The sequence below is a fragment of the Halobaculum halobium genome (assembly GCF_030127145.1).
GTDB classification, from domain to species: domain Archaea; phylum Halobacteriota; class Halobacteria; order Halobacteriales; family Haloferacaceae; genus Halobaculum; species Halobaculum halobium.
Genome location: NZ_CP126158.1, coordinates 499,297 through 525,207 on the forward strand (window position 1 = coordinate 499,297; position 25,911 = coordinate 525,207).

The 25,911-nt window shown below is 65.0% G+C and carries 21 protein-coding genes, 1 tRNA gene and 3 rRNA genes; 15 read left to right on the top strand and 10 right to left on the bottom strand.

All coding sequences use genetic code 11. The annotated features are described in order from the left end of the window. The first annotated feature begins 89 nt into the window (after positions 1–89). Together P0Y41_RS02705 and P0Y41_RS02710 are read left to right on the top strand one after the other, a co-directional pair. Positions 90–164, top strand: a tRNA-Glu gene (locus P0Y41_RS02705). Positions 165–329: 165 nt separating this feature from the next. Continuing rightward, entirely contained in the window at positions 330–551 is a 222-nt protein-coding gene (locus tag P0Y41_RS02710; protein WP_284062462.1) for a DUF1328 domain-containing protein, read from the top strand. Between the two features lie 204 nt (positions 552–755). On the opposite strand, the gene rrf is transcribed toward P0Y41_RS02710, so the two are convergent. The 3 genes from rrf to P0Y41_RS02725 all read right to left on the bottom strand — a co-directional run bounded on the left by rrf (position 756) and on the right by P0Y41_RS02725 (position 5,726). Next, positions 756–877 (bottom strand): 5S ribosomal RNA (gene rrf, locus P0Y41_RS02715). Between the two features lie 108 nt (positions 878–985). Next, a 23S ribosomal RNA gene (locus P0Y41_RS02720) occupies positions 986–3,905 on the bottom strand. A 349-nt stretch (positions 3,906–4,254) separates the two neighbouring features. Next, positions 4,255–5,726 (bottom strand): 16S ribosomal RNA (locus P0Y41_RS02725). Together the 16S, 23S and 5S rRNA genes form the textbook arrangement of a ribosomal RNA operon. A 327-nt stretch (positions 5,727–6,053) precedes the next feature. Between P0Y41_RS02725 and P0Y41_RS02730 the strand changes: the two genes are divergently transcribed. Then, positions 6,054–7,589: an HTTM domain-containing protein gene (locus tag P0Y41_RS02730; RefSeq protein WP_284062463.1), complete on the top strand. Its 1,536-nt coding sequence runs from the start codon at positions 6,054–6,056 to the stop codon at positions 7,587–7,589. A gap of 349 nt (positions 7,590–7,938) precedes the next feature. Here P0Y41_RS02730 and P0Y41_RS02735 read toward each other — a convergent pair whose 3' ends face one another. Both P0Y41_RS02735 and P0Y41_RS02740 read right to left on the bottom strand, forming a co-directional pair. Further along, entirely contained in the window at positions 7,939–9,228 is a 1,290-nt protein-coding gene (locus P0Y41_RS02735; protein ID WP_284062464.1) for a Cdc6/Cdc18 family protein, read from the bottom strand. 1,095 nt (positions 9,229–10,323) lie between these two features. Then, complete coding sequence (locus P0Y41_RS02740) at positions 10,324–11,088, bottom strand: MBL fold metallo-hydrolase (RefSeq protein WP_284062465.1); 765 nt, start codon at positions 11,086–11,088, stop codon at positions 10,324–10,326. Positions 11,089–11,267: 179 nt separating this feature from the next. On the opposite strand from P0Y41_RS02740, the gene P0Y41_RS02745 reads away from it, so the two are divergent. Beyond that, entirely contained in the window at positions 11,268–12,056 is a 789-nt protein-coding gene (locus P0Y41_RS02745) for an N-acyl homoserine lactonase family protein (protein ID WP_284062466.1), read from the top strand. 45 nt (positions 12,057–12,101) lie between these two features. Here P0Y41_RS02745 and P0Y41_RS02750 read toward each other — a convergent pair whose 3' ends face one another. After that, complete coding sequence (locus P0Y41_RS02750; protein ID WP_284062467.1) at positions 12,102–13,106, bottom strand: winged helix-turn-helix domain-containing protein; 1,005 nt, start codon at positions 13,104–13,106, stop codon at positions 12,102–12,104. 250 nt (positions 13,107–13,356) lie between these two features. On the opposite strand from P0Y41_RS02750, the gene P0Y41_RS02755 reads away from it, so the two are divergent. The 4 genes from P0Y41_RS02755 to P0Y41_RS02770 all read left to right on the top strand — a co-directional run bounded on the left by P0Y41_RS02755 (position 13,357) and on the right by P0Y41_RS02770 (position 15,758). Beyond that, positions 13,357–13,938 (top strand): biotin transporter BioY, encoded by a 582-nt coding sequence (locus P0Y41_RS02755; RefSeq protein WP_284062468.1) that lies wholly within the window; start codon positions 13,357–13,359, stop codon positions 13,936–13,938. Positions 13,939–13,947: 9 nt separating this feature from the next. Continuing rightward, positions 13,948–14,712: an energy-coupling factor ABC transporter ATP-binding protein gene (locus P0Y41_RS02760; RefSeq protein WP_284062469.1), complete on the top strand. Its 765-nt coding sequence runs from the start codon at positions 13,948–13,950 to the stop codon at positions 14,710–14,712. Beyond that, positions 14,706–15,431, top strand: a complete 726-nt coding sequence (locus P0Y41_RS02765; RefSeq protein WP_284062470.1) for an energy-coupling factor transporter transmembrane component T family protein — start codon at positions 14,706–14,708, stop codon at positions 15,429–15,431. Before P0Y41_RS02760 ends, P0Y41_RS02765 begins: the two co-directional genes overlap by 7 nt. A gap of 132 nt (positions 15,432–15,563) precedes the next feature. Next, complete coding sequence (locus P0Y41_RS02770; protein ID WP_284062471.1) at positions 15,564–15,758, top strand: hypothetical protein; 195 nt, start codon at positions 15,564–15,566, stop codon at positions 15,756–15,758. Between the two features lie 49 nt (positions 15,759–15,807). Here the strand turns inward: P0Y41_RS02770 and P0Y41_RS02775 are convergent, their stop codons facing one another. Both P0Y41_RS02775 and P0Y41_RS02780 read right to left on the bottom strand, forming a co-directional pair. Then, positions 15,808–16,677 (bottom strand): aldo/keto reductase, encoded by an 870-nt coding sequence (locus P0Y41_RS02775; RefSeq protein ID WP_284062472.1) that lies wholly within the window; start codon positions 16,675–16,677, stop codon positions 15,808–15,810. An 84-nt stretch (positions 16,678–16,761) separates the two neighbouring features. Further along, a complete protein-coding gene (locus P0Y41_RS02780) occupies positions 16,762–18,075 on the bottom strand; it encodes a phosphoribosylamine--glycine ligase (RefSeq protein WP_284062473.1) in 1,314 nt (437 codons plus the stop codon). Between the two features lie 176 nt (positions 18,076–18,251). Between P0Y41_RS02780 and P0Y41_RS02785 the strand changes: the two genes are divergently transcribed. From P0Y41_RS02785 to P0Y41_RS02800, 4 genes are all read left to right on the top strand, one after another. Then, positions 18,252–18,902: a TetR/AcrR family transcriptional regulator gene (locus P0Y41_RS02785; protein WP_284062474.1), complete on the top strand. Its 651-nt coding sequence runs from the start codon at positions 18,252–18,254 to the stop codon at positions 18,900–18,902. Next, positions 18,899–20,377 carry an MATE family efflux transporter gene (locus tag P0Y41_RS02790; protein ID WP_284062475.1) on the top strand — a complete coding sequence of 493 codons (1,479 nt, stop codon included), beginning with the start codon at positions 18,899–18,901 and terminating at the stop codon, positions 20,375–20,377. Before P0Y41_RS02785 ends, P0Y41_RS02790 begins: the two co-directional genes overlap by 4 nt. A 156-nt stretch (positions 20,378–20,533) precedes the next feature. After that, positions 20,534–20,833: a DUF7967 family protein gene (locus tag P0Y41_RS02795; protein ID WP_284062476.1), complete on the top strand. Its 300-nt coding sequence runs from the start codon at positions 20,534–20,536 to the stop codon at positions 20,831–20,833. A 61-nt stretch (positions 20,834–20,894) separates the two neighbouring features. Next, entirely contained in the window at positions 20,895–22,601 is a 1,707-nt protein-coding gene (locus tag P0Y41_RS02800; protein WP_284062477.1) for an aldehyde ferredoxin oxidoreductase C-terminal domain-containing protein, read from the top strand. A 48-nt stretch (positions 22,602–22,649) separates the two neighbouring features. On the opposite strand, the gene P0Y41_RS02805 is transcribed toward P0Y41_RS02800, so the two are convergent. After that, positions 22,650–22,940 (bottom strand): MoaD/ThiS family protein, encoded by a 291-nt coding sequence (locus tag P0Y41_RS02805; RefSeq protein ID WP_345783196.1) that lies wholly within the window; start codon positions 22,938–22,940, stop codon positions 22,650–22,652. Between the two features lie 99 nt (positions 22,941–23,039). On the opposite strand from P0Y41_RS02805, the gene P0Y41_RS02810 reads away from it, so the two are divergent. Then, positions 23,040–23,372, top strand: coding sequence for a DUF8124 family protein (locus P0Y41_RS02810; protein ID WP_284062479.1), 333 nt, complete (start codon positions 23,040–23,042; stop codon positions 23,370–23,372). Positions 23,373–23,438: 66 nt separating this feature from the next. Here P0Y41_RS02810 and P0Y41_RS02815 read toward each other — a convergent pair whose 3' ends face one another. Then, positions 23,439–24,422, bottom strand: coding sequence for a hypothetical protein (locus P0Y41_RS02815; RefSeq protein ID WP_284062480.1), 984 nt, complete (start codon positions 24,420–24,422; stop codon positions 23,439–23,441). Positions 24,423–24,517: 95 nt separating this feature from the next. On the opposite strand from P0Y41_RS02815, the gene P0Y41_RS02820 reads away from it, so the two are divergent. Both P0Y41_RS02820 and P0Y41_RS02825 read left to right on the top strand, forming a co-directional pair. Next, positions 24,518–25,183 (top strand): hypothetical protein, encoded by a 666-nt coding sequence (locus tag P0Y41_RS02820; protein ID WP_284062481.1) that lies wholly within the window; start codon positions 24,518–24,520, stop codon positions 25,181–25,183. 77 nt (positions 25,184–25,260) lie between these two features. Further along, on the top strand, positions 25,261–25,821 hold the full coding sequence (locus P0Y41_RS02825; RefSeq protein WP_284062482.1) for a TATA-box-binding protein: 561 nt from the start codon (positions 25,261–25,263) through the stop codon (positions 25,819–25,821). Positions 25,822–25,911 lie beyond the last annotated feature (90 nt).

Consider the following 25,911-nt stretch of genomic DNA (forward strand, 5'->3'; position numbering starts at 1 on the left):
CGCCAAACCCACACACGGCGAGGGCGAACCGACACCGTTTTACAGTTCACAGGCATACGCTGAGTTGCACTCAGAGAGTGCATCACCGCGCTCCGGTGGTGTAGTCCGGCCAATCATATTGCCCTCTCACGGCAATGACCAGGGTTCAAATCCCTGCCGGAGCATTTTTGTCCTTCGTCTAACAGGTAGTCGGGGCTTTCTGCCACGAACGCAGGCACCGGTCTCGATAACGCACGTTCTTGCTGTGTAGCAGCCGGCGTCCACTGCTGCGGACGCAATTCGTACGTGCAACGTAACAATCCGACCGGACCGTGAGGATGAATACACCCATGGTCATCACAGCCGCGGTCGCCGAGGTTGGGTCGCTGTCGATTGGTGCGCCGCTTCAGTTCTTCAGCGGTGAGTTTCTCCAGTACGCAGTCGTGTTCTTCGTGTTGGCGATCATTGCGGCCGTGCTCGGAGCTCGCGGTGTCGCCGGAGTGAGTATGACCATCGCGAAGTGGCTCGTGATCGTCTTCCTCGTCCTCACAATCGCCACGCTGATACTCTGAGTCGGCGGTCTCGACTGTGGACGAACCGGACGTGAACCGCTGGGCAGACCGGCGTAGCCACTCTTCGATCTAGGAGGTGAGTACTGAGAGAGAAAACGAACAGGTGAACTGAGAGAGGGGTGGGGAGGACTGTGGAGGGTGGGATAGTATGAAAAACGCCCACCAGCGCGCGCGTGCGCTGGTGGGCGTGGATTGTGTATGAGTGGTGGGCGGCGAACCGGTGTTTCCAGAGGCTCTCGCACTCCAGGACTTGCCGGAACGCTGGCGGGCTTAACTTCCGTGTTCGGGATGGGTACGGGTGGTGCCCCGCCGCTGTGGCCGCCCGAAGGCCGACCATCGGGAATGATCCGATGTAGGTGCCTGCGTCGGTCTGTGGCCGATATGTACGTGCAATCCAGGTAACGCCTGGACCCGTTCACGGGTCCCAGTGCATATGAGTGTGGCTTGGTCTGTTAGTGCTCGCGGGCTGAACGTCTCGTTGCCTCGACGCGTACACCCCGAGTCTATCGAACTCGTCTTCTACGAGTGACCTCGGTGGTACTTCTTTTCCAGGTGGGTTTCGAGCTTAGATGCGTTCAGCTCTTACCCCGTGTTGCGTAGCTTCTCGGCAGCTGCCCTCTCGGACAACCGATACACCAGTGGCAACCAGTCGTAGTTCCTCTCGTACTATACGACCGTTCCCGTCAAGTACCGTAACACCCCCAATAGATAGCAGCCGACCTGTCTCACGACGGTCTAAACCCAGCTCACGACCTCCTTTAATAGGCGAACAACCTCACCCTTGCCCGCTTCTGCACGGGCAGGATGGAGGGAACCGACATCGAGGTAGCAAGCCACGCGGTCGATATGTGCTCTTGCGCGTGACGACTCTGTTATCCCTAAGGTAGCTTTTCTGTCGTAAATCCGGGCCATTGAGGCCCTTGATCCGTTCGCTAGACCACGCTTTCGCGTCAGCGTCACTCGCTTGGAATGACACTGTCAGACTTCCTTGTGCTCTTGCGCTCTTCCGCGGGTTCCTGTCCCGCGTGAGGAAATCTTGGGGCGCGCTCGATATCTTTTCGAGCGCGTACCGCCCCAGTCAAACTGCCCGGCTACCGGTGTCCTCCTCCCGGAGTGAGAGTCGCAGCCACTAACGGGTAGTATTTCAGTGATGTCTCGGTGGCCCGCTAGCGCGGGTACCTGTGTAGCGACTCCTACCTATCCTGCACGTTAGCGGCCACGTCTCAGCGACAGCCTGCAGTAAAGCTCTATAGGGTCTTCGCTTCCCCTTGGGGGTCTCCAGACTCCGCACTGGAACGTACAGTTCACCGGGCCCAACGTTGGGACAGTGTGGCTCTCGTTGATCCATTCATGCGAGTCGCTACTGAAGCGACAAGGTACTACGCTACCTTAAGAGGGTCATAGTTACCCCCGCCGTTGACAGGTCCTTCGTCCTCTTGTACGAGGTGTTCAGATACCTGCACTGGGCAGGATTCAGTGACCGTACGAGTCCTTGCGGATTTGCGGTCACCTGTGTTGTTACTAGACAGTCGGAGCCACCGAGTCACTGCGACCTGCCTCGTGAAAGGCAGGCATCCCTTATTGCGAACGTACGGGACTAACTTGCCGAATTCCCTAACGTCGGTTGTTCCCGTCGGCCTTGGCTTGCTCTGCCAGAGTACCTGTGTCGGATCTCGATACGAGTACCACGCTCGTCTTTTCACGGGCTCTAGATAGGATCGACTTGCGTTGTCTCAGGCTTCTCTCGCTTCGTGCCGTTACGGCTTCCACGGGGTTCCCTGATTCAACCGGGCGAAAGCCCGGCTCGATCGTTTCCAAAGCGTCGACTTTCAGTGCGTGGTAGCACTGGAATATTAACCAGTTTCCCGTTTGTCCGGTTCGAATTGCGGTCGGACTTAGGATCGGCTAACCCTCGGCTGATTGGCAGTGCCGAGGAACTCTTACTCTTCAGGCCTTCGGGGTTCGCACCCGAATATCGCTGCTACTGTGACCAGGATTGTCGTTACTGAGCGGTCCACACGAGCTCTAGCCCGTGCTTCCATCCGCACAGTACGCCGACCTACACGATCCCTCGGTGAAGAGGGCGGTTAGGTATCAGAAGTGGATTTGAGTCCCGTTCATTTTGGGCGCCTTGAACCTCGGCCGGTAAGCTGTTACGCTTTTCTTAGCGGGTAGCTGCTTCTAAGCTCACCTCCCGGCTGTTTAGGGCTCAAGACTACCTTCAGAGGATTACACTTAATCCACATTTTGGGTCATTAACCTAACTCTGGGTTGTTCCCCTCACGGTGCCCAAGCTTACCCCGGGACACCGGACTCCCTCCGTCGACAGCGTTCGTACGTTCGGAGTTCGACAGAGAGGCCGACTCCTCTCGGAGGCGGGTCTCTCAATCGGTGGCTCTACCGCACGAACTACCTCAGGAGAGGTCATGCTTCGACATGTTTCGGTCGGAACCAGCTGTTGCCGAGTTCGATGGGCCTTTCACCCCTACTCCAAGATCACGCGAGGGTATTGTAGGACACCAACGCTAACGGACCTCCACGTGCCTTTCGGCACGCTTCATCCTGCCTCGGAGTAGATCACTCGGTTTCGGGTCGTACCTCTTCGACTCCCCGCGCTTGAACACGGCGGCCCTCGTCGTAAGACTGCGGCCATGTCGGTTTCCCTGTGCCTTCCACGATACTCGTGTTAGACTCGCCGGAGAAGTACACTCCCTGGTTCGTTTTTCAAAACGCACGACGGAACTTCGGCTCCCCACTCGTCTTACTGGAGGCTCGCGCCTCGGTCATTCTGAGTGGGGCCTTTCAAGCCCCGTCGCTCAATCGCCAACTGATTTCAGGCCCTATTGCACCGCCCTTCTCGGGGTGCTTTTCAGCGTTCGCTCACGCTACTTGTTCGCTATCGGTCTCGAGGAGTGTTTAGTCTTCTCAGTCGATGCCTGAGATATTCACGAGGGATATCCAACCCCCGCTACTCTGGGAACTGATCCACAGAGACGGTCGACGATACGGGACTGTCGCCCTGTATCGTGCTCCGTTCCAGGAGACTTCTCGTCGACTGTATCTGTTTGGTATCAGCCCGAACACCACATTGCCCGTGAGGGCTTCGGTTTGGACTGTGTCGCGTTCACTCGCCGTTAGTAACGACATCTCGGTTTGATTTTTCTTCCTGCTCCTACTGAGATGTTTCAATTCGGAGCGTTCCCTATTGCGCAAGGCAATTGTGAGAGGGATTCCCATTCGGAGATCCGTAGTTCTTCGCCTCCATGCGGCTCCCTACGGCTTATCGCAGCTTGGCACGTCCGTCGTCGGCTCTCGAGCCGAGCCATTCACCAGCTGGCACAGTAGCCAGTTGACTGATGGTACACTGTGACCCGGTGAACGGGTCCAGTGGACGTCTGGATTGCACGTACATACGGTCGTCATCGCACGTCACGTGGGTGTCACGCGAGCGTGCTCAACCCTTCCCATTCCCGCTCTCGCGGAATGGTGCATCGATCGTGTGTACCAGTTCATCTCCTCGTGCCACACTTAAGGGGCACGATTCGAATCGCGGTACGAGAGTGACCTACAGGGAATCGAACCCTGTCGAGGTACCAACGAGGTCTGAAAGTGAGCCCCGATAGTTCGTAGGTGTCTGGTCGCAACCACGAGTGCCACGAAGACCGCTAAGGTGGGCCAGGCGCGTCGGCCTGGTCCCGTTCTGTGGAGGTGATCCAGCCGCAGATTCCCCTACGGCTACCTTGTTACGACTTAAGCCCCCTTGCGAAGCCCAGATTCGACCTGGCAACCCAGGCCTCATCCGGACCTCACTCGGGTGCTTTGACGGGCGGTGTGTGCAAGGAGCAGGGACGTATTCACCGCGCGCTTGTGACACGCGATTACTACCGAATCCAGCTTCATGTGGGCGAGTTTCAGCCCACAATCCGAACTACGACCAGGTTTCTGAGATTACCGTCTCCTTTCGGAGTAGGAACCCATTGTCCTGACCATTGTAGCCCGCGTGTAGCCCAGCCCATTCGGGGCATACTGACCTACCGTTGCCCGTTCCTTCCTCCGCCTTGGCGGCGGCAGTCTCCCTAATGTACCCAACGACCTCAAGGGTCTTGCTGGCAATTAAGGATGCGGGTCTCGCTCGTTGCCTGACTTAACAGGACGCCTCACGGTACGAGCTGACGGCGGCCATGCACCTCCTCTCTGATCGTCTGCTAAGCTCATCACACTGAGCTTCATTCGAACAGTCGGGGCTGGTGAGATGTCCGGCGTTGAGTCCAATTAAACCGCAGGCTCCTCCGGTTGTAGTGCTCCCCCGCCAATTCCTTTAAGTTTCATCCTTGCGGACGTACTTCCCAGGCGGTTCGCTTCTCGGCTTCCCTACGGCACAACACAGACGCGTAGTCTGCGTCGCACCTAGCGAACATCGTTTACAGCTGGGACTACCCGGGTATCTAATCCGGTTCGAGACCCCAGCTTTCGTCCCTGACCGTCGGATCAGTTCTCTCAAGGTGCTTTCGCCATCGGTGGTCCGTCCAGGATTACAGGATTTCACTCCTACCCCGGACGTACCCCTTGAGTCTCCCTGTCCCAAGCCGTGCAGTTTTCGCCGGACGCCTACCAGTTGAGCTGGTAGATTTCCCGACGAACTTGCCCGGCCGGCTACGAACGCTTTAGGCCCAATAAAATCGGTCATCACTCGAGCTGCCGGTGTTACCGCGGCGGCTGGCACCGGTCTTGCCCAGCTCTTATTCGTGCACCGCCTTAGGGTGCACAAAAGCGAAGGCACTATGCCTCCGCACTCGGAGTCCCCCTATCGCACTGTCGTGCAGTGTAAAGGTTTCGCGCCTGCTGCGCCCCGTAGGGCCCGGAATCTTGTCTCAGATTCCGTCTCCGGGTTCTTGCTCTCACAACCCGTACCGATTATTGGCACGGTGGGCCGTTACCCCACCGTCTACCTAATCGGCCGCAGCCTCATCCTACAGCGCCGGAGCGTTTCCGGTCCCGGCTGTTCAAAGCATGGGACCGTATTCGCTATTGACCTCAGTTTCCCGAGGATATCGCGATCTGTAGGGCAGATTGGCCACGTGTTACTGAGCTTTCCGCCACGGGTCTAACCCCGTGCGACTAGCATGGCTAAATCGGACTCCGATAGCAATGACCTCCGGCAGGATCAACCGGAATGTTCCTCCCCGTAAGGGGAGGGGGTGGCGGGTCATATCGTGGCGACATCGTGGAACCGACCAGATGTCACCGTACTATCGAGGCTCACATCAGATACCGTCTTGCGGCGGACCGCAGGGGCGGAATCCTCATCACGTGTCGCCGCGCCGACCGCGGCGCGCTTCACATCACATCGAATGGCAGTGGTACGTATAAGCCCGTCGTCTCGCGGTCGGCGAGGTACGGCACCACGTGGGTACACCTCTCACGGGTGGCGATTCGGGCCCCTGAACGCCGCCGGCCGCGATCGTCACAAACTATTCAAATCGGTGATTGGAATTCGCCCTCGTGGCCCTCCGCCCGTACTTCACGCGCGCCGCCGGCGCGGTACGGCCGGCGCTGGCGCGTCGGCTGTCCGTCGACCGCCGAGCGCTCGTCGCGCTCAGAGCCGCATTGGGGGCCCTGTTGCTCGCAGATCTCCTCTTGCGCGCACGTTCGTTGGCGTTCTTCTACACGGACACTGGTGCGCTTCCACGGTCGGCGCTGGTCGCTCGATATCCACTCACGGCGAACCTCTCGATTCACGCCGTGTTCGGAGAGGTGTGGTGGGTCGCACTCCTGTTCGTGGCTGCCGGCGTCGCCGCGCTCGCGCTCCTGTTCGGGTACCGAACCAAGGCGGCGGCGATCTGTTCGCTACTCCTGCTCGTCTCGCTTCACGCACGGAACCCGCTCGTGTTGAACGGTGGCGACTCACTGCTTCGGCGGACGCTCCTGTGGAGCCTCTTTCTCCCGCTCGGCTCCGGGCTAGCACTACGAGACCGGGGACGGTGCCGGCATCCGGCGGCGGTGGGATTGTTGCTCCAGCCAATCGTTCTCTACGTGGTCAACGCGGTGATCAAGCTGCGGGGAGACGCCTGGCCGAGCGGCCGAGCCGTGCGGATGGTGTTCAGCATCGAGTCGTTGACCGTGGGCCTTGGAGAGCAACTCGCCGGGTACCCGAACGTCCTCACCGGACTCGGTATCGCGTGGGTTGCGCTGTTGTGCTGCTCGCCGCTGCTCGTGCTCGCGACCGGTCACTTCCGGACGATCGTCGTCATCGCGTTCGCGTCCGCGCACGCGGGAATGTCAATCACGCTCGGCGTCGGACTGTTCCCGCTGGTCAGTCTCGCCGCGTTGCTCCCGTATCTCCCCCCCGCTGCGTGGGACTCCGTCGAAAGGCCGTGGAACGTGATAGCTCGACGGGCGCGCGGAGTCGGTACGGGTGTTCGGGCGTGTCTCATTCGGGCCGGCAGGGCGCTATCGGGGACAAGTCGATCTCCATTGCGACGGGTGGTTGCCGTGGGGGAACAGCGAACCAATCGGATCGTCGCTCTCGTCGGCGACAAGGGAGTCCTGGCAGCCGCCAAAGGCGCCGGAAGAGGACTCGCGACGGCGCTGTTGATCATCGTCGTCGTCTGGAACGCCGCCGCGTTGGGATACGTGGAGGCGCCGTCGACGGAGGTAGTCGAAATTAGTCCAGAGGAGACGCGTTGGGACATGTTCGCCCCGTCACCGCCGACCGAGGACGTGTGGTACGTCGCGGTCGGCACCCTCGACTCCGGCGAACGAGTGAACGTGATCCACGGCGGCGATCCGGAAATGAACCGATCGGACCGGCAGTGGGGTGCCTATCCCAGCGCACGCTGGCGGAAGTACTTGGAGGTAGTCCGGTGGAGCGGCGACGACGAACTCCGTCGGCAGTTCGCCCTGGGACTGTGTGCGCGATGGAACGCGACTCACAGCACCCACGTCGAGTCCCTCACCGTCCGCGTGCTGTCACAACCGACCCGGCCGAACGCGACAGAGCCGACTCAGCTGTCGAGCGCCCGAACGTTTGGGTGCTAACGGTGCAACTGTGTACCGGAGAGCACTCGAAAAGCGGTGTTGTTGCGGGCGGTATGTGAGGTCGGATGTGGTATCGCGGGGTCAGGTGCGGGTGAGGCGAGGTCAGGTGTGGATGAGGTGAAGTCGAGTTCGGATGGAGTAGGCGAGAGCATGTCCAGTCAGGCCGGACCGGATCGAGTTGGGTCGGGCGGAGGTCGATACGGGAGTGGAGGCGGAATCACCGGGTGGAGATAGCGTGCCCGAGCTAGCAGGAGACAGTAGTCCGAAACCAAAACTTGAGGACCGACGGGAAGCGATTGTGTGGGGTCGGATCGACGCCGTATGGGTCGGCGCTGTGAGACGAGTTCCCTCAGGTATCGATCAAGCCGGCGTCGCGGAGGATGCGTTCGATGTCGAGCGAGACCCCGTCGAGGGGGAGTTCGGACTCGTCGATGGCGTCGCGCACCTGCGCAACGGTGAGCGCCTCGGACAGTTCATACGTGTTGTACTGACCGCCGCGGAGGCCCTCGTTGTTCTGATAGGAGTGGAGAAATCCCAGCATGTCGAGTCGGGTGAGGTGGTTGTACATCCCCCGCTGACTCAGGGGGTCGTCGCCGGCGGCCTGTGCAAGCCGGCGGTAGGCGGCGTGGATCGCCTTCGTGCGCACGGGCGTTCGACCGTCGGCGTCGAGGCGCGAGACCGCAGAGAGAATGAGCTGCTTGTGTTGGTCCTGGTCGGCGACCGACTCGACCATGTCCCCGTAGTCGAGTTCCTCTTTCGCCGCATAGACGTCGTCCGGTTCGATGGGAACGTGTCCCTCGTTCTCGGCCTGTTCGGCCGCCTGCTTGAGCAGGTCCATCGCGCGGCGAGCGCTGCCCGAGGAATTGCGAACCGCGAGTGCGGCACACAACGAGAGCACCTCTTTGCCGTACGTGTCCGGGTGAAGTGCGCGTTCGGCGCGGGCCTCGATGATCTCCTCCAGTTCCTCGGCCGTGTAGGCGGGGAACTTGATCTCCGTTTCACACAGCGTGTCTCGGACCTTCGGCGAGAGGTTCGAGCGGAACGTGTAGTCGTTCGAGATCCCGATGAGACCGATGCGCGTGTTCTCCACGTAGCCGATGTCGCGCGCACGCGGGAGGTCGTACAGTAGCGTGTCGGATTCGCCGACGCGGTCAACTTCGTCGAGTACGATGAGGACGGTGCCGCCGATGGCGTCGAGTTCGTCGTACAGCATCTCGTACACCTCACGCGCGGCGTACCCCGTCGACGAGACCGTCTCGCCGTCGCGCAGCTCGTTCACCAGCGCGATGGCGACTTGATACGAGGATGCGGTTCCGTCGGCGGGTGCGAGATTCTGACAGTTGACGCGCACGTAGGTGAAGCCCCGCTCGTCGCCGGGGGCGTCGGCGTTGCGCGAGTCGATGTCGGCGTCGAGTTCCTGAAGCAGGTACTTGGTCGCCGCGGTCTTCCCGACCCCGGTGTCGCCGTAGAGGAAGGCGTTTCTCGGCGGTCTGCCCTTGTACACGGGTTTCAGGGCGTTCACGTAGTCCTGCATCACGTCGTCACGGCAGAGGATCTCCGCCGGCGTGTGCTCCTCTGTGAAGAGATCCGCGTTCCGGATTATCTCCACGTCGTCTTCAAATATCGAACTAGACCCCATGTCGCACCACTCTCTGCGGCCACCCGAGTGATAAGGCTGTGGAAGTTCGAGTGCTTTCGCGTGCTTTCGAGTGTTCGACCGGGGGGTTGCGAGTGCTCTGCGAGTGACTGCGGGTGACTGCGAGTGTTCCGCCAGCATACGCCGGGGATAGCACCGGTTTTCGAGTGCTTCGGCGTCCGTGACGTACAGCGTGCGCGGAGTTACATTTGGTGAAAATCACAGCCAGTGACGGGACGCGCAGTTAGAGAAGAGGAGGCGGATACGAAAGCGGCGACAGCGGTAAAACCGCTCAACTGGCAGTCCCGGCTGCACAGGCCCGTCGCGAACGCCGCGATTCGACCACCTGTTGGTCACGGACACACACCGGTTTTCGAGTGCTTTTGCTTCGGCGCTCGGGGAGCGACGCCGGACAGTCACCGATCGGTGAGCGTCACACCGGATTTCGTGTGCTTACTGCCCCGGCTCGGTCGTCGAGCGAGTGCCTCGACCCGATCTGCCGTATTCAGCCGTCACGTGCGGGTCTGTCGAATTCGGGCCCAGGAGGACGCCCTGTCTCGGCGACGGATTCGGTCGCCTTCCCAGAGGACTCCCTCACACCGTATTTCGAGTGCTCGGGTCGAGTGGGTGTAAGCGCGGATTCGAGGGTCGCCACCTCGCAGCGAGGTTGTATATAAACGAAGGCGTATGGTTACAATCTAGAGATGACTCGGCGGACGAGACTGTCGAATACTGCCGGAAGACTCGTTTGCTTCTTCTTCTTCTAGCTAGGATCGATAGCCATATATTATACGCGAAGGCCTCGCGATTCACCCCTCCCCCACACCGTCCTGTGGAAAGCACACGAAAACTGGTGTCAGAGGGTGGCCGACCCGATCACACCACTTTGCAAGTGCTTCACAGACAGGGAACTCGACGCGAGGTCGTCCAGACCGACGTGGCGCGTCGACGGCGCCTCCACGACGATCCCACACCGGGTTTCGAATGCTTCTCACCGAGATGACCCGCGCTGGATGGTCACAACTGCGTGGAGTGACTCCCGCGCGGAAATCGCCTTCTTCGACGCAGATTGCGAGCGATTGCGAGAAGAGAAACTCGTCACTCGACGGGGATCACCTCGCCGTCGGCAGGGATCGCGACGCCGTCGACCGCGTCGCGAAGGTCGTCTCTCGTCACGAGGCAGTGGTTGATCGCGTCCATGTGCGCGGCCGCGACCGTGCTGTCGTCGGGGGTGGCCTCCCGCACCCGCCGCACGTCATCCGCGTCCATCGTGATCGGTTTGCCTTCGCGAAATCGCGCGCCGCCGGCGTTCACGACCACCGCGTTCGGCTGTGCCGTCGCCAGCGTCTCCGCGACCCCGTCGTACCAGACGGTGTCGCCGGTCAGGTAGACGGAGCGATCACGAGCAGAACCGCGTACCAGGGCGCCGGTCACGGGCGCCATCGCCGTCGCGAGGTCGCCGTGTCCGTGCCGGGCGGGGGTCGGAGCCACTCGGAGGTCGCCGACGGCGACTTCCCCATCGAGCGGACGAGCGTCGGTGAACCCCTCTGACTCGAACGCCTCGATCTGCTCGGGATGTCCGATCAGCGGGACGTCCGTGTCGAGTCGGTCGCGCGCGGCGTCGTCGAAGTGGTCGTTGTGGCGATGGGTCACGAGCACCGCGTCGTGGTCGAGGTCGACGGGCGGGAGATCGACCGTCGGATTCCGTCGCTGGTTGGGAGTGTTCTCCACAGGCGGGTCGGCCCCCGCCTCCCCAAGCATCGGATCCACGAGGAGAGTGGTTTCGTCGAGTGTGATCAGAAGCGTCGCGTGACGAACGAGCTGGACGGTTCCGGGTGAGTTCGCGGGCGAATCTGTCGACATGTCGATGACCCCGAGCGGCGTACGCATGTGCCTGTCGTCACCGGAATCCGAGAACAGTACCCCGGTGACAGACGGTGCGGCGAAGACGAGCGCGTTCGGATACGACGGCCCCTCGGAAGGTCCCGTTTCGGACCAGTTCGACACGTACGTTCAAGCCCTCGGCGACCCATCCTGCACCCATGCCGGAGGTTACTCTTGTCGACCGCGGTCGGGTCCGAGCGGATCAGGCGTACGTTATCGACGGCGCGTCGATGGCCAGCGCAGCGGAACCGGAACCGGAGCACACCCGCGTCGAGTTCGTCGTCTGGAACGCCGTCATCGAGGCCGGCGGTCGGACGTACCTGTGGGACACCGGCGTGCCGACTGACGCCGCGGAGTACTGGCCCGATCCGCTGTACGGCGCGTTCGAGGCGCACGACGCGGGCGAGCATTCCCTGGACGGCGATCTCGCGGACGCGGGGTACGACATCGAGGACATCGACGCGGTGGTGATGAGTCACCTCCACCTCGATCACGCGGGCGAGCTCGACGCCTTCGCCGGCACCGGCACGCCGGTGTACGTCCACCGGGACGAGCTGCCGTTCGCCTTCTACTCGGCCCACACCGACGAAGGGTCGATCGCGTACCTCGCCGCGGACTTCGACGGCGACCTGAACTGGCGCGTGGTTCACCGCCATCGACACACCCTCGGGGACGGATTCGAACTGCTCCACCTCCCCGGTCACACCCCCGGCCTGCTCGGGGCACAGATCGAGACGCCCCAGGGGACCCTCCTCGTCGCCGGCGACGAGTGTTACGTCGACGCCAACTACGCGGAGGGCGCGCCGCTCGGGCCGGGGCTGCTGTGGAGCGAACGGGACTGGCGTGAGAGCCTCGAGACGCTCAGAGAACTGGAGCGGCGGACCGACGCGGACGTCCTATACGGTCACGACCTCGACAGGTTCGAGCTGCTCGCCGCGCGCTACTGACCGCAGACGGCGTCGAGTCGGAATCGTCGCGACGGTCGAATGCGCTTACTCCACCGGCCGGATCGTGGTGTCGCCGTCGACGAGGATCCGAACCGGTCCCGAGGGAAGGTCGTACTCGACGACGGGCTCGTCGCCGTCGACGACGTGCAGTGGCCATCCTGCCGTGACGGCAAACGCGTCGTACCCCAACCGGTCGACGCCGGCGGCCGCGAGGGCCTCGCGGAACGGCGTCCGGTGGCTGACCATGGCGGCTGGGGGGACGATCCCGCCCTCGGAGCACACCTCGCAGCTCACGTGGACGGTCGCGGGCAGCGCCGTTCCGCACTCGTCGCAGTGACCGTCGCTGTCGTCGTGGGACGAACACGCACGGAGGGTCGCATCTACGCGCCCCCCGCAGCGCGGACACCCGCCGTCGCCGAACATTCGAGCGCGGTGACAGAAACGCCCGTGGAGCCGGTTCAGAAGCTCCTCCGGCGCCGCGTCGACGTCGGTTCCGACGGCGGCTGGCGGGGCGGGAATCGAACTCAGCGCCCCCTCGGGCATGTAGTCGAAGCCGAGTGCGCCCGAACACGACGTGCACTGTGCGGAGACGTAGCCGTTCGTGTACGCCACCGCGATCGGCGCACCGCACAGGTAACAGGAAGCGTCCGTTGGCTCGGACACCGCGGGGCTCGCTGCCTCAACGGCGCCGCTTTCCACCGTCCGCACGAGTTCCTTGCCGGGGTAGCGAATGGCGTACCCCTCGGGCCGCTTCTCGACGAACTCCCCGAGTAGTTGGTTGAGGTGATAGCTGAACTTCCCGCTGTCCGGTTCGCCGACGGCCTCTCGCAGTTCGGTGAACGGGACGCTGTACTCGCTGCGGTCGCCGATCGAGGCGCGTTCGTGGAGCACGCGAAGGATCGACAGCCGCGTCTCGTTCCCGACGACCGCGAACGAGTCCTCCGGCGGCTGTCGGTTCTCTCGACCGACTGCGACTGGCTCCTCCTCGCCAGTGACGCCTGACTTCGAATCGGGGTCGGGGGCGTCACCGAGGGGAGCGTCGTCCGACATGTTCGGGATTCGACGGGCCGCGGTCATAAACGTGGCTCCGACGCGACAATTCTGATCGAGTGACGACGTGGCGGCCGACCGTCAGTCACTGCGTGCGGCCACCGCCTTCACCTCCTGTTGCGCGGCCAGCACCTTCGACCCCCTGCTGCGCGGCCGCAAGCCGTCCCCCCGGCTGCGCGGCCGCCATCCGTACTCAGCGACCGACGCATTCCGTAAAGTCTAACGGATAACTCGGTTTACGAGCGGCCACATGAGTACTGCAACGGAGGACGTCGACCTCGTCGGCGAAGAAATCGCCGCCAACGTGGCGCGCGCCGCGTTGTTCGCGGCGTTGACGGGCGTGTTCGCGTACGTGTCGTTTCAGCTCCCGGTGACCTCGGTGCCCTTCACCCTGCAGGTGTTGGGCGTGTTCCTCGCCGGGGTGTTTCTGGGGCCCGTCTGGGGCGCCGCGTCGATGGTCCTCTACGTCGCCGCCGGCGCCGTTGGCGCGCCGGTGTTCGCGTACGGTTCGGCCGGGCTCGGATCGCTGTTCGGACAGTGGGGCGGCTACCTGTGGTCGTACCCGTTCGCTGCGAGCCTCGTCGGCCTCGGCGTCCACGGGGCGGGCGACCTGGCCGACCCGGGGTCAGTCGGCCTCGGCCGCCTTGTGGGTGCGATGACGGTGGGGACAGTCGTTATCTACGCGTTCGGCACCGTCGGGTACGCCGTCGTCGGCGACGTGGGGCTCTCGACCGCGGTGCTGGCCGCGGCGGTTCCCTTCGTTCCCGCGGAGGCAATCAAGGCGGCAGCGACGGTGGCGATCGTTCGCAGCGACGCCGTCATCGCGCGGTAGCTCCGATCCGTGATCGAGGTTAGCTGCCTCACGCACCGCTACGGCGGCAGCGACGGCAGCGACGGCAACGGCGTTTCCGGCAGCGATGGGGACGGCGACGGCGCCGCGACCGCCCTGCGCGACGTGTCTCTTCGGATCCCCGACGGGGAGTTCCTCGTGCTCGCGGGTGCCAACGGGTCCGGGAAGTCCACGCTCGTCCGCCATTTCAACGGCCTCCTCTCGCCCGACGAGGGAACGGTGGTCGTCGACGGTACTCCCGTCGGCGACGACCTCGTCGCCGCGCGAACGCGCGTCGGGATGGTGTTCCAAGAGCCGCGCGACTGCTTCGTCGCCGCGACGGTCGCCCGCGACGTGGCGTTCGGTCCGGAGAACCTCGGCCTCTCCCGCGAGGAGATCGACCGCCGAGTCGCCCGCGCGCTCGCGGCCGTGAACCTGGCCGGCCGCGGCGACGAGCGCATCGACCGGCTCTCCGGGGGAGAACAGGAGCGGGTCGCCATCGCCGGGGCGCTCGCGATGGATCCCGACCACCTCGTGCTCGACGAGCCGTTCGCCGGACTCGATGAGCCGGCCCGCGAGTCGGTTCTCGCGCATCTGCTCGACCTGCAAGAAGGCGGAACCGGGATCGTCCTCGTGACGCACGACCTGCGCGACGTGCTCGACCACGCCGACCGGCTCGTGGTCCTCGCCGACGGCGAGGTCGCGCTGGACGCACCGCCAGCCTCAGCCGCGGATGCGCTTGACGACCTTCCGATCAGGCGCCCCGAGCGATGCTGACGTACGAGCCGGGCGACTCGGTCGGTCACCGACTCGATGCCCGCAGCAAACTCCTCCTGCAGGCGACGTTCGCGGCCGCGGCGTTCGGCCACACCGACCCGGTCGGGCTGGCGGCGCTGACTGCGATCGCGCTCGGACTGCTCGCGCTGGCGTCGACGTCGCCGGCCGTCGTGGTCGCGGAGTACCGCGGTGTGCTTCCGTTTCTCGCGGCTGCGCCCGTGATCGAGTCGCTTCGACTCTCGGCGCCATGGATCGATCCCGCCGCGGCGGTTGGCCCCGCTCTGGCTGCCTACCGGACCCTGCTGCTGCTGGCGCTGGTGGCGGCGTACGTCCGGACGACGCCCGTTCGGGAGTCCGAGGCCGCTGTCGCGACGCTCGTTCCCGGAAAGGCGGGCCGGTTACTCGGGCTCGGTGTCGGGCTCGTGTTCCGCTTTCTCCCCGTTCTCCAGGCCGATCTCGCCCGGACGCGGGAGGCGACGGCCGCGCGCCTCGGCGGCGAACGGCCGCTGCACCAGCGAGTGCAGATCGTTGCGACCGCGGGGCTGAACCGCGCCTTGTCGCGCACCGACCGGCTGGCCGACGCGCTCCGCGCCCGGTGCCTCTCCTGGAACCCGACGCCGCCGGCGTCGACGCTCGGTCGCGACGACGCCGTAGCGCTGCTGCTGGCGTGTGCCTTCGCGGCGTGGGCCGCGTGGCCGGTGTACGCCAGTGTTGCGTGATCGGAGGTCGACTGACGTGACTGTCGTCTCGGCCCGGCGACGTGACCGTCCCCTGGGCTGTCTGCGTGAGAATGGATCGGGCGGCGAATGCCGACGCGCTTTTACCGGATCGCGGAGCAACCTTCGACAACAATGAGTGAGCGCGAGGCTGAGGACTGGTTGATCCGCTACCTAGTCGTGATGGTCGTCGCCGCGACCGCCCTGCTGATGCTCATCTACGGGCTCGTGTTCGCGCCGAACATGGCGCTGACCGCCGGTGCGGTCGTGGCGCTCGCGGCCGTGACCGCCATCATTATCATCGATCTGCGGTCGTGGCGCACCGCGTAGCCGGACCCCGTCGACCCGTATAGGGTAGCCCCCAGACCGACCGGTCCTGTCACTCCCCGGCGTCGACGAGTCGGGCGACCTCCGCATCCGAGAGCGACAGCGACGCGGCGGCCACGTTCTCGCGCAGGTGCTCGACGCTCGCAGTGCCGGGGATCGGGATCGTGACGTCCGAGTGGGCGAGTAACCACGCGAGCGCTACCTGTCGCCGGGTCGCGTCGTGAGCGGCGGCGACCGCGTCGAGCGTCTCGCCGACGGCGCCGAGGTCGCCGGCGCCGAGCGGGAACCACGGGATGAAGCCGATACCGGCGTCCTCACACGCACGCAAGACGGCCTCGTCCTCTCGGTTGGCGACGTTGTACTGGTTCTGGACGGTCGCGATGTCAACCTGCTCGCGCGCCTCGTCCAACTGCTCGACGGAGACGTTCGAGAGTCCGACGTGCTCGACGTGACCCTCGTCTTTCAGCTCCGCGAACGCGGCCACGCTGTCGGCGAACGGCGTCTCCGGGTCCGGGCGGTGGAACTGGTACAGGTCGAGGGTGTCGACGCCGAGGCGGTCCTTGCTGACGAGCACCTGGTTTCGGATGTAATCGGGGTCGCCGTGCGGGAGCCAGTCGCCGCCCGCCTCCCGGAGGAGTCCGGCCTTCGTCGCCACTACCGCGTCGTCGACGACCCCCGCCTCACGTAACAGCCGCTCGGAGGTACCCGGTCCGTAGGAGTCGGCCGTGTCGACGAAGTCGACGCCGAACTCAACGGCGCTTCGCGCGACCTCGCGGGCGTTCTCCTCGTCGGCCGGCGGGCCGACGATGTCCGCTCCACACAGACGCATCGCACCGAATCCCATCCGGTTCACGGTCGTCTCGCCGTCTAGGTCGAACGTCCCTGCGGCCGCCGCGCCCGGGAAGTCAGAGTCCTCAATCATGTAGACGCCAGTTGGACGCCCCCAGACATAGGCGCCACGGCGGCGGAACGCCCGCCGCGCGGCCCGTGTCGGTCGGAGGTACCCTCACGCGGGGCCGAGATACCCCCACGCCTGGAGCCGGTCGCCGTCACCGTTGACCCACCGCTCGCCGATGTCGTCGCGGTAGTACATGTTCGGCATGACGATGTCGTCGATCCGGTCGTATGCTTGGTTCCGTGCTGCGTGCATCGTCTCACCCTTGCCAGTCACGACGATGGGCATCCCGTTATCACCGGCGACGCGCCACTGCCCGTCTACGTTCTTGGCATCTTCAAGATGAATACCGTCGCGGCTCTCCGTTTCGAACACCACGGCCGCGTTCCGGGAGTTCTCGTCGTACGTCTGCTCGTCGTCGAACGGGAACGGTGGCAGGACGACTCGCACAGCGATTTGGTACCCGTTGTGAACGTCTACGTCTGGCTTGGTGCCGTGCGCGAGATCATAGAAGAATTGTCCGGTAGACGACTCGATCGACTCTTCCTGCAGCGCGATCGTCGGGTACCCGAACCGCGGCGTGAACTCCAACGGGTAAATCCCGTGTTGATTGATGATACAGTTGATGTCGATGCTCCCGACGTACCCCTCGTTGGCGAGCCAGTCTTCGATTTTCCCGAAGGTTTCCTTGAAGAGTTTGTTCTGGCCAGCCCAGAACATTGCGGTCCCCATCTCGCCGGTGGAGGGACCGATGTTTCCTGGGAATAATTTCTTATGCTCAAAATTAAAATTGACTTGGTCAATGAACTCGTTCCCGTTGAAGAACCCGCAGATAGCGACTTCAACACCCTCCACTTTGCGTTGCAGCTGGAAGCCCTTCATCCGGTGCCCCCACGCCTTCTTGTACGCCTGCAACACGTCTACGACGTCACTCCCGTCGTCCTCGTTCCCAACGTACAGTAGGCGCTTGACGTTCTGCACTTCGCCGAGCGGTTTGATCACATACGGGGCAGGATTCTCTTGAACGTGCTGTATCCCTGCGTCGAAATTATCGAAGATGTGGTGTTCGACGGTATTCACACCGTGATCTTCGAGCACCTCCATCGCGTAGCCGCGATCCTCTTCGAGATGATCGGTGTTTGGTGTCCCGCCGACGACAGCTTTCCCTTTCTCACGGAGTTCCTGCGCGAGCGCGCCGGTTCCGACATCCGGGCCGACCCAGATGTCGTCGAAGATGATGACGTCGGCCCACTCGACTTCTGCTTCCCAGTCGTCGGTCTTCGGGACGAAGCCGTCGCCGACCTCCCTGTCCTGTTCGGCCTCGATGTAGTACTTCACGTCGTGTCCCTCCCGGTGGACCTGCCAGGCGAGATCGGTGATCAGCGCGGCGTCAGCGGACACGAACAGGAACGAGTACTCGGCCATACGTTCACAGCGACGCGGACGGAGTTATAGGCGGCGGGGCGGCGTCCGCCGACACGACCGTGGGGGCGGCTCTCGCACCCGGATCGACGGTGTCGATCCGAAGCCGAACCGCTTTTGACTGACTGGCCAGTTAGTTAGCACAGACGCGGCCACGAGGCCTCACCCCGTTCCACACGATGAGCCAGGAGCACGACACCCAGACGGCGTTCATGGAGGCGACGTACCGCGCGCTGTGCACCCACGGGTACGCCGACCTCACCATGCAGGACATCGCCGACGAGACCGACAAGAGCAAAGCGGCCCTCCACTACCACTTCGACGGGAAGGACGACCTCTTTCGCGAGTTCCTCGCGTACCTCCACGAGGGATTCACCGAGAAGATCGCGGACCACCCAGACGCCCCTCCGGTGACGCAGTTGGTCGCACTCGTTCGTCGCGTGCTCGACCCCGTGGACGACGAGTCCGACCAGCAGTTCAACACGGCGTTCATGGAGATCAAAGCGCAGGCGCCGTACCGCGACGGCTACCGTACGGTGCTGCGGCGGTTCGACACCGACCTCCGAACCGAAATCGCCGACCTCGTTCGCGCGGCGATCGAGGACGGCCAGTACCCGGAGGACACCGACTCGGAGGAGGTCGCAGAGCACGTCCTCACGTACATCCACGGGACGTGGACCCGAGCGGCCGCCGTCGGCGCCGACGTGGTGGCGATGCGCGAGCACCTCGTCGACGACCTCCTCGACATGCTGGTCGAGGACGCGAACGTCTCGGCCGACGTTGAGACCGCCGTTGAGAGCGCCCCGAGCGACGCGGCGGGGTCCGAATGACTCCCCGAGAACGCCTCTCGACGGTGTTCAAGGGGCGAGACGAGTTCGACCTCACCGACGGAAGCATCGGGAAGCCGCTGTTTTACCTCTCGCTACCGATCGTCGTCACCAACCTGCTGCAGACGGCGTACAATCTCGCGGACACGCTCTGGCTCGGTCGCTACAGCACCGAGGCGCTGGCGGCCATCTCGTTCGCGTTCCCGATGGTGTTCCTCCTGTTCTCGCTCGGGATGGGGGTCACCGTCGCGGGCTCGGTGCTCGTGGCACAACACGTCGGCGCGGACGAGGAGGAGGAAGCGAAGTACGCCGCCTCACAGACTGTCTCGTTCGCGATCATCGTGTCGCTGGTCCTCGGCGGCATCGGCTACTTGGTCGTCGGGGACCTCCTCGGCCTGCTCGGCGCGTCTCCGGAGGTGCTCCCGCTCGCGACGGACTACATGCGGGTCATCTCCTCGGGGCTGGTGTTCATGTTCGGCTTCTTCGTGTTCACCGCGCTCATGCGCGGGTACGGCGACACGATCACGCCGATGCTGGTGATGCTGCTCACGGTCGTCGTGAACATCGTCATCGACCCGTTCCTCATCTTCGGGTGGTGGGTCTTCCCCGAGCTCGGCGTCGCCGGCGCCGCGTACGCGACGATCTTCTCGCGGGCGCTGGCGTTCGTCGTCGGCATGGCGATCATGCTACGCGGCACTCGCGGCGTGCAGATCGTCCCCCGCGACATGGTGCCGAACCTCTCGTACGCGAAGAAGATCCTCCGGATCGGCGTCCCCGCATCGATCGAGGGGACCGGCCGCTCGCTGTCGGTGAACCTGATGCTCGTCATCGTCGGCCTGTTTCCGACGACCGTCGTCGCCGGGTACGGAATCGGCGTGCGCGTGTTCTCGGTGATCTTCCTCCCGGCGATCGCCGTCGCTCGCGGCGTGGAGACGATGACCGGACAGAACATCGGCGCCGAAAAGCCCGACCGAGCCGCGGCCGCCGCCGGCATCGCCGCCAAGACCATGCTCGCCATACTCGGCGCGCTGGGGGTCGTGGTGATCCTCACCGCCCGTCCCATCGCCGCGGTGTTCACCGACGACCCCGCCGTTATCACGGTGACCGCGGACTTCCTGCGCTGGGTCGCCCCGACGTTCGGCTTCATCGGCGTGATGCGAGCATACACCGGCAGCTTCCGAGGCGCGGGAAAGACGATGACCGCCGCCGCCATTTCGATCCTGATGCTCGGCGTCATCAGGCTCCCGGTCGCCCTGGGACTCGCGCGCCCGGACATTCTCGGGCTCCCGCTGCCGGCGTTCGACTCGACGGGGATCTGGATCGCCTTCGCGGTCTCGAACACGGCAGGGGCGATCATCGCGTACCTCTGGTACCAGCGCGGCACCTGGCGCGATGCCGACCCTCGCGGGGACGTGCCCGTCGGCGACGACGAGGACGAGGAGGGCTCGGACGCGGCCGTCGCACCGACTGACGACTAACGCTTCCTCCGGCCCGAATACGGTCTCTCCCGTCGGAGCTCCGGACCGCGCGACCCGCGGTGACGCTTCGTCGTCGAGCCGCGACACTGGGCACGACTGGGCGCGTCCACCGGGAATCACCGTCGGCGCTTTATTTACGCCCGTGCTACTATCGGTATGAGCACCGCAGACACGGGTGAGGGCGGCGACGGCGAGTCCATTCGCGTGTGGCTCGTTGAGCGGACGTACGGCGACGACGAACTGAACATCGTCATCCTCGTGTACGCCGACGAGACGGGCGAACGCTACTTCCGCAAGGAGCGCGCGCTGACGAGTTTCACCGACGAGCGCGAGACGCCGGTATCCCAGGTCGTCCCCGCAGGCGAGCTCGGTCGGACCGACGAGTCGGATCGGGATCGCTACGCCGCGGAGGCCGACCGGATGGCCGCCGCTCACGACCCGGACGACACCGTCTGAAGCGTCGGCTCGTCCCGTCGGCAGAGGTACCGTTTTATTCTGCGCGCCGAAATCGCCATGTATGCTCACAGCGAAGGGACCGCTGCTGACGGTCGACGTGACCGAGCGCGCCGTCGAAGAGACGGACATCTCGGAGACGCTCTCGGAGTTTATCGGGGGCCGTGCCGCCGCGACGGCGCTGGCACACGACCGCATCCCCGCGGACGCTGACCCGTTCGGCGCCGAGAATCGAGCGTATCTCTCGACGGGGCCGCTCCAACTGAGCCGGATGAGCTTCACCGGTCGGATGAACATGACCGGGCTGTCGCCGCTGACGGACGGGCTCGCGTCGACGAACGCAGGCGGGTACCTCTCGCGGAACTTCGCGGACACCGGCTACTCCGTCGTCGAGCTCGTCGGCGCCAGCGACGAGCCCCTGGCCGTCCACGTCAGGGACGACGGCGTCTCCTTCGAGGAGGTGCCGGAGTTGGCGGGCGCCGAAGTCTCCGCGGTGTCGGAGTACGTGGCCGACGAGCACGACCTCGGGGCCGAACACTGCATCGCGATCGGCCCCGCCGGCGAAGCCCTCGTCCGGTTCGCCTCGGTGATGACGTTCGACTCCCGGGCGTTCGGTCGCGGCGGCCTCGGCGCCGTGCTGGGGAGCAAGAACGTGAAGTGCGTCACCTTCGCCGGCGACGGCAGCGCGAGGCCGGACATCGAGGTGTCGGACCCGCCCGCGATGGACGTTCACCGGGAGGCAGCGACCTCCGACGACCGGATGAAACGTCAGGGAACGACCGGCGGGACGGAGTTCATCAACGACAACTTCGCGCTCCCGACGCGCTACTTCGACGAGTACGAATTCGAGTCAGCGGCGGGTATCGGTGGGAACGCCGTCGAGGAGAAGAAGTACAAGAAGGGCGCCTGCTCGCAGTGCGCGTACGCGTGCAAGCTCCCGACCCGCGACGAGGAGCGCGGCGTCGAGACGGAGGGGCCGGAGTTCGAGACCGTCTACGCGTTCGGCTCGTGTCAGGGCGTCGGTGACATCGTCGACGTGATGGAGGCGAACGAACTGTGCGACGAACTCGGGATGGACACCATCTCCGCGGGCGTCACCGTCGCCGCGTACCTCAAGAGCCGGGACGAGTTCGGGAACGCCGAGTTGGCGCGGGAGGTGCTGCGGGAGATCGCGACCCGCGAGACCGACCGCGGGGACCTGCTCGCGGAGGGCGTCCACCGCGCCCACGAGGAACTGGGCGTTGGCGATTACACGGTGAAGGGGATGGAGTTCGCCGCCCACGACGGTCGCGTGCTTCACGGACAGGGGCTCAGCTACGCCGTCTCGAACCGCGGCGCCGACCACATGTACGCGGGGATGCTCGGCTTGGAGTACTCCGGCGAACTCGACCCGGAGGGGACCCTCGGGAAGGCAGAGCGGCTCGTTCACGAGGAGAACCGCAACGTCATCCGCGACTCGGGGATCGTCTGCGCGTTCGCCGGCGACTACGTCACCGACGACCGCCTCGCGGCGCTGCTGGAGACCGACTACGAGCGCTTGCTGGAGATCGGCGCCCGCGTGGTCGCCCGCGAACGCCACTTCAATAACAGGCGCGGCATCGCCGCCGCCGCAGACGGGCTCCCGTACGCCGACGAGGTGCCCGACCTCGACGCCGCGATCGCGGAGTACTACGACGCCCGCGGGTGGAACGCCGACGGGACCGTCCCCGACGAGAGCCTAGACTCCCCCGCGACGACGGCGGTCGGGGCCGGAGTCGTCGCCGACGACTGAATCGGGGGACAGCGATTCCCCGGCGCGTCACTGACCGGACGCGCCCAGTCAGCGATTCTCCCCGCCGTACACCGACGGAACCAGCCGGATCACGTCGCCGTCGTCAAGCGGCGTGTGTAGTCCGTCGAGGTGGCGCACGTCCTTTTTGGCTTTCGTCACGACCGTCGATCCGGCGACAGTTTCGCCGTGTTCGTCGACCAGCCGGCCGGAGAGCGACGGGTACGCTCGCTCCAGTTCCCAAAGGAGGTCGCCGACACTGTCGGCGTCCGTCTCGTGGACGGCGCGTTCGACGCCGGCGTCCTCGCGGAAGGGACCGAACAGCCGACACTCGACTTCGATCGCCATAGCTCCGCATCGGCGTCGCGCGGGTTTGTAGCTTCGGACGCCTGCCGGCGTACCCGACGGAGTCTTGAGGTCCCACCGAGTACCGCACGCACGATGAGCGATCACGGCGACGACGACGCGACCGTCACCGCGGACGCCGAGTCACCCGTCGCCGAGGGCGACACCTTCGGCGTCGGCATCCACGTGACGAGCGAGGAGTTCAGGTTCGTCGTCCACGTCCCCTCGGAGATCGACTCCGGCTGGAGCGACCCCGACGAGTTTCAGCGGCTGATCGAGCAGGTGACGTGGGACACGCTCGACCAGCGGGCGACGCTACAGGCGGTCGCGCGGACGACCGCAGAAGAGGAGACGGCGACGCTCGGGACCGTGACGATGCGACCCGACGGTGAGGTGGTGGAACACTCGCTGGCTCCGCCCGACGAGTGAGGAAGTGAGTTGGAAGTGAGTGAGCGATTACACAACGGACCGCCGAGGCGATCGACTTCGGCTCGGTTATACCGCGTCGAGCGCCGAACCGATCGCGTCGACGCGGCCGGGGTCGTACCGAGTGAGGTCGTAGCGATTCGCCGCGACGGTGTCGCCCCAGACGTCGAGCGTGCCGAGCGTAACGAGTCCCTGCAGCGCCGCACCAAGCGTTCGGGGCGTCGTCTCCGGGTCGGGAATGCTCGCGTGGATCTGCTTCGACTGCGGATAGGTCATTTCCACCGCTGTCAGCCCCCGCCGCGCTTCCCGCCAGTGGTGGCGGAGGTATCCGAAGTTGGTCGGGTCACTGCGGCGGAGGTGCGCGATCAGCCGCTCGGTGAGCAGCCGTTCGGCGTCGTCATCGACAGGGGCGAGCCGCCGCGAGAGCGTCGATAAGGCGGCGGCCGGGGCGTCGCCAACGGCGGGGGGTTCGACTGCGTCGCTGCCGCCGTACACGTGGTCCTCGTGCGTCTCATTCTCGCCGATCGCCCTGCTCCCGTCGGTCGCGCTGTCGTGGTCAGGCGCGCTGTCGCCGCCGGCTGTGAGTGCCACGTGGAGCTCGACACCTGCCGCCCGAGTCGCGTCCACGAACTCGGAAACGACTGAATCGACGTCGGCGTCGTCCGGGACGAGCGCGCCGACGTCGTCGACAACCACGGTGCCGCCGGCGTCGAGGTCGGCGCCGAGATCGGCCAGCACGGTCTCGAGGTACTCGGCGGGATCCGAGAGGGGCGCCTCGGCCGCGCCCACGACGACCCCGCCGCCGATCGGCCGACCGCCGGACACCGGTGAGGCGGCGACCGCGCCGCCGCGAACCGTCTCGTCGACCCTGACGAGGATCGAACGACTGGGTGGTGAGGTCCCCGCCGCCTCGACGGCGCGGTGCCACTCGTCGACCGACCGGTCGGCGACGAGCGCGACGTGAACGCCCCCGGCAGTGGCGGCCGCCCTCGCGAGCGACCCCGCGTCGGCGTGAATCGCGCCGGCCGAACGCTCGAGGACCTCACCGGACATGTACTATCACCGGCATCCGCACCAGACATAAATTTACTGGGCCCGCTATCGGAAGTGATGTCACAGCCAGCCGAGCGCGACCGAACCGTCGGGCGATGAGCCGCGAGCGCGACCCCGGGCGCCCGATCGAAGCCGTCCAGAACGCGGCGATCGAACACGCGCTGACGGCCGGCGAATCGCGCGCTGCGCTCGCACTCGTCGGCGCGCTCGAACCCCTCCGGGATCCGCGGCTCGGTCGCGACGGTGAGTCCGGTCGACCCGGCGGTGACAACGCGAGCGATCCGGCGTCGGCTCCGTCGGCATCGTCCCCCTCAGCGACGGTATCGCCCGACGCGGGTCCGTCCTCGACTGCCCCCTCGATGGCGCTCTCCTCAGCGCTTACAGCGTGGATCGGGCTCCGGTTGCGATCGGACCGAGATGTCCCGACTCGCCCGACTGCTCCGACGGCGCCGACGACTACCGGCCCGAGCGGTGGCGACGCCCCCCGGACGCAACCGTCGCCGTCGAGCACCGAAGCCGGTGGCGCCGCCGACTGGAGCGGGGATGAGCCCGACGGCAGCGATCGAAGCAGCGACCACCGGGGAGGCGGCGCGCGCGCTCGCCCGGCCGTGATCGGCGCCGCCGTCGCTTGCGAGCGGTTCGACGTATCGCCGTCGTACGCCGCCTCGCTCGCGGAATGCAGCGTGTTCTCGGTCCGACAGGTGGCCGCTGAACGTGGGGACGCGGAGGGGTCCGCGAACGACCCTCCGAGCGGTGAGTGACCGGGGGGCGGCGACCGCGGAGACACCCGGCTTTATAACCCCGCGGTTTATAAAGGACCGCAGAGGAACGACGACGCATGACGGACCCGGCAGAATCCATCGAGATTCAAAACGTTGTAGCATCGACGGGGATCGGGCAGGAGCTCGATCTCGAAGCCCTGGCCGAGGACCTCCCGGGCGCGGACTTCAACCCGGACAACTTCCCCGGCCTGGTGTACCGGACGCAGGAGCCGAAGGCGGCGGCCCTCATCTTCCGCTCGGGGAAGATCGTCTGTACGGGCGCCAAGAGTATCGACGACGTGCACGAAGCGCTCGGGATCATCTTCGAGAAGCTCCGCGGGCTGAAGATTCCCGTGGAGGACGACCCGGACATCACCGTTCAAAACATCGTCTCGTCGGCCGACCTGGGCCACCAGCTCAACCTCAACGCCCTCGCGATCGGCCTGGGGCTGGAGGACGTCGAGTACGAGCCCGAGCAGTTCCCCGGTCTCGTCTATCGGATGGACGAACCGGACGTGGTGATCCTCCTGTTCGGTTCGGGGAAGATCGTCATCACCGGCGGCAAGCGCACGGACGACGCGGAGGGCGCAGTCGAGGAGATCGTCGACCGTATCGAGGCGCTCGGCCTCCTCGGATAACCACCGTCGCTTCCCCGCACCCGTCTTCGGGTAGCCGGGGTGGTATCCATCGCCTACCCCCCGGAGTGTGCGCCGACCGACAGCCGAACC

Coding starts and splice junctions, on each gene's coding strand:
- P0Y41_RS02710 (WP_284062462.1), top strand. CDS start 330: ATGGTCATCACAGCCGCGGTCGCCGAGGTTGGGTCGCTGTCGATTGGT.
- P0Y41_RS02735 (WP_284062464.1), bottom strand. CDS start 9,228: ATGGGGTCTAGTTCGATATTTGAAGACGACGTGGAGATAATCCGGAAC.
- P0Y41_RS02740 (WP_284062465.1), bottom strand. CDS start 11,088: ATGTCGACAGATTCGCCCGCGAACTCACCCGGAACCGTCCAGCTCGTT.
- P0Y41_RS02745 (WP_284062466.1), top strand. CDS start 11,268: ATGCCGGAGGTTACTCTTGTCGACCGCGGTCGGGTCCGAGCGGATCAG.
- P0Y41_RS02750 (WP_284062467.1), bottom strand. CDS start 13,106: ATGTCGGACGACGCTCCCCTCGGTGACGCCCCCGACCCCGATTCGAAG.
- P0Y41_RS02755 (WP_284062468.1), top strand. CDS start 13,357: ATGAGTACTGCAACGGAGGACGTCGACCTCGTCGGCGAAGAAATCGCC.
- P0Y41_RS02765 (WP_284062470.1), top strand. CDS start 14,706: ATGCTGACGTACGAGCCGGGCGACTCGGTCGGTCACCGACTCGATGCC.
- P0Y41_RS02770 (WP_284062471.1), top strand. CDS start 15,564: ATGAGTGAGCGCGAGGCTGAGGACTGGTTGATCCGCTACCTAGTCGTG.
- P0Y41_RS02775 (WP_284062472.1), bottom strand. CDS start 16,677: ATGATTGAGGACTCTGACTTCCCGGGCGCGGCGGCCGCAGGGACGTTC.
- P0Y41_RS02780 (WP_284062473.1), bottom strand. CDS start 18,075: ATGGCCGAGTACTCGTTCCTGTTCGTGTCCGCTGACGCCGCGCTGATC.
- P0Y41_RS02785 (WP_284062474.1), top strand. CDS start 18,252: ATGAGCCAGGAGCACGACACCCAGACGGCGTTCATGGAGGCGACGTAC.
- P0Y41_RS02790 (WP_284062475.1), top strand. CDS start 18,899: ATGACTCCCCGAGAACGCCTCTCGACGGTGTTCAAGGGGCGAGACGAG.
- P0Y41_RS02795 (WP_284062476.1), top strand. CDS start 20,534: ATGAGCACCGCAGACACGGGTGAGGGCGGCGACGGCGAGTCCATTCGC.
- P0Y41_RS02800 (WP_284062477.1), top strand. CDS start 20,895: ATGCTCACAGCGAAGGGACCGCTGCTGACGGTCGACGTGACCGAGCGC.
- P0Y41_RS02810 (WP_284062479.1), top strand. CDS start 23,040: ATGAGCGATCACGGCGACGACGACGCGACCGTCACCGCGGACGCCGAG.
- P0Y41_RS02815 (WP_284062480.1), bottom strand. CDS start 24,422: ATGTCCGGTGAGGTCCTCGAGCGTTCGGCCGGCGCGATTCACGCCGAC.
- P0Y41_RS02820 (WP_284062481.1), top strand. CDS start 24,518: ATGAGCCGCGAGCGCGACCCCGGGCGCCCGATCGAAGCCGTCCAGAAC.
- P0Y41_RS02825 (WP_284062482.1), top strand. CDS start 25,261: ATGACGGACCCGGCAGAATCCATCGAGATTCAAAACGTTGTAGCATCG.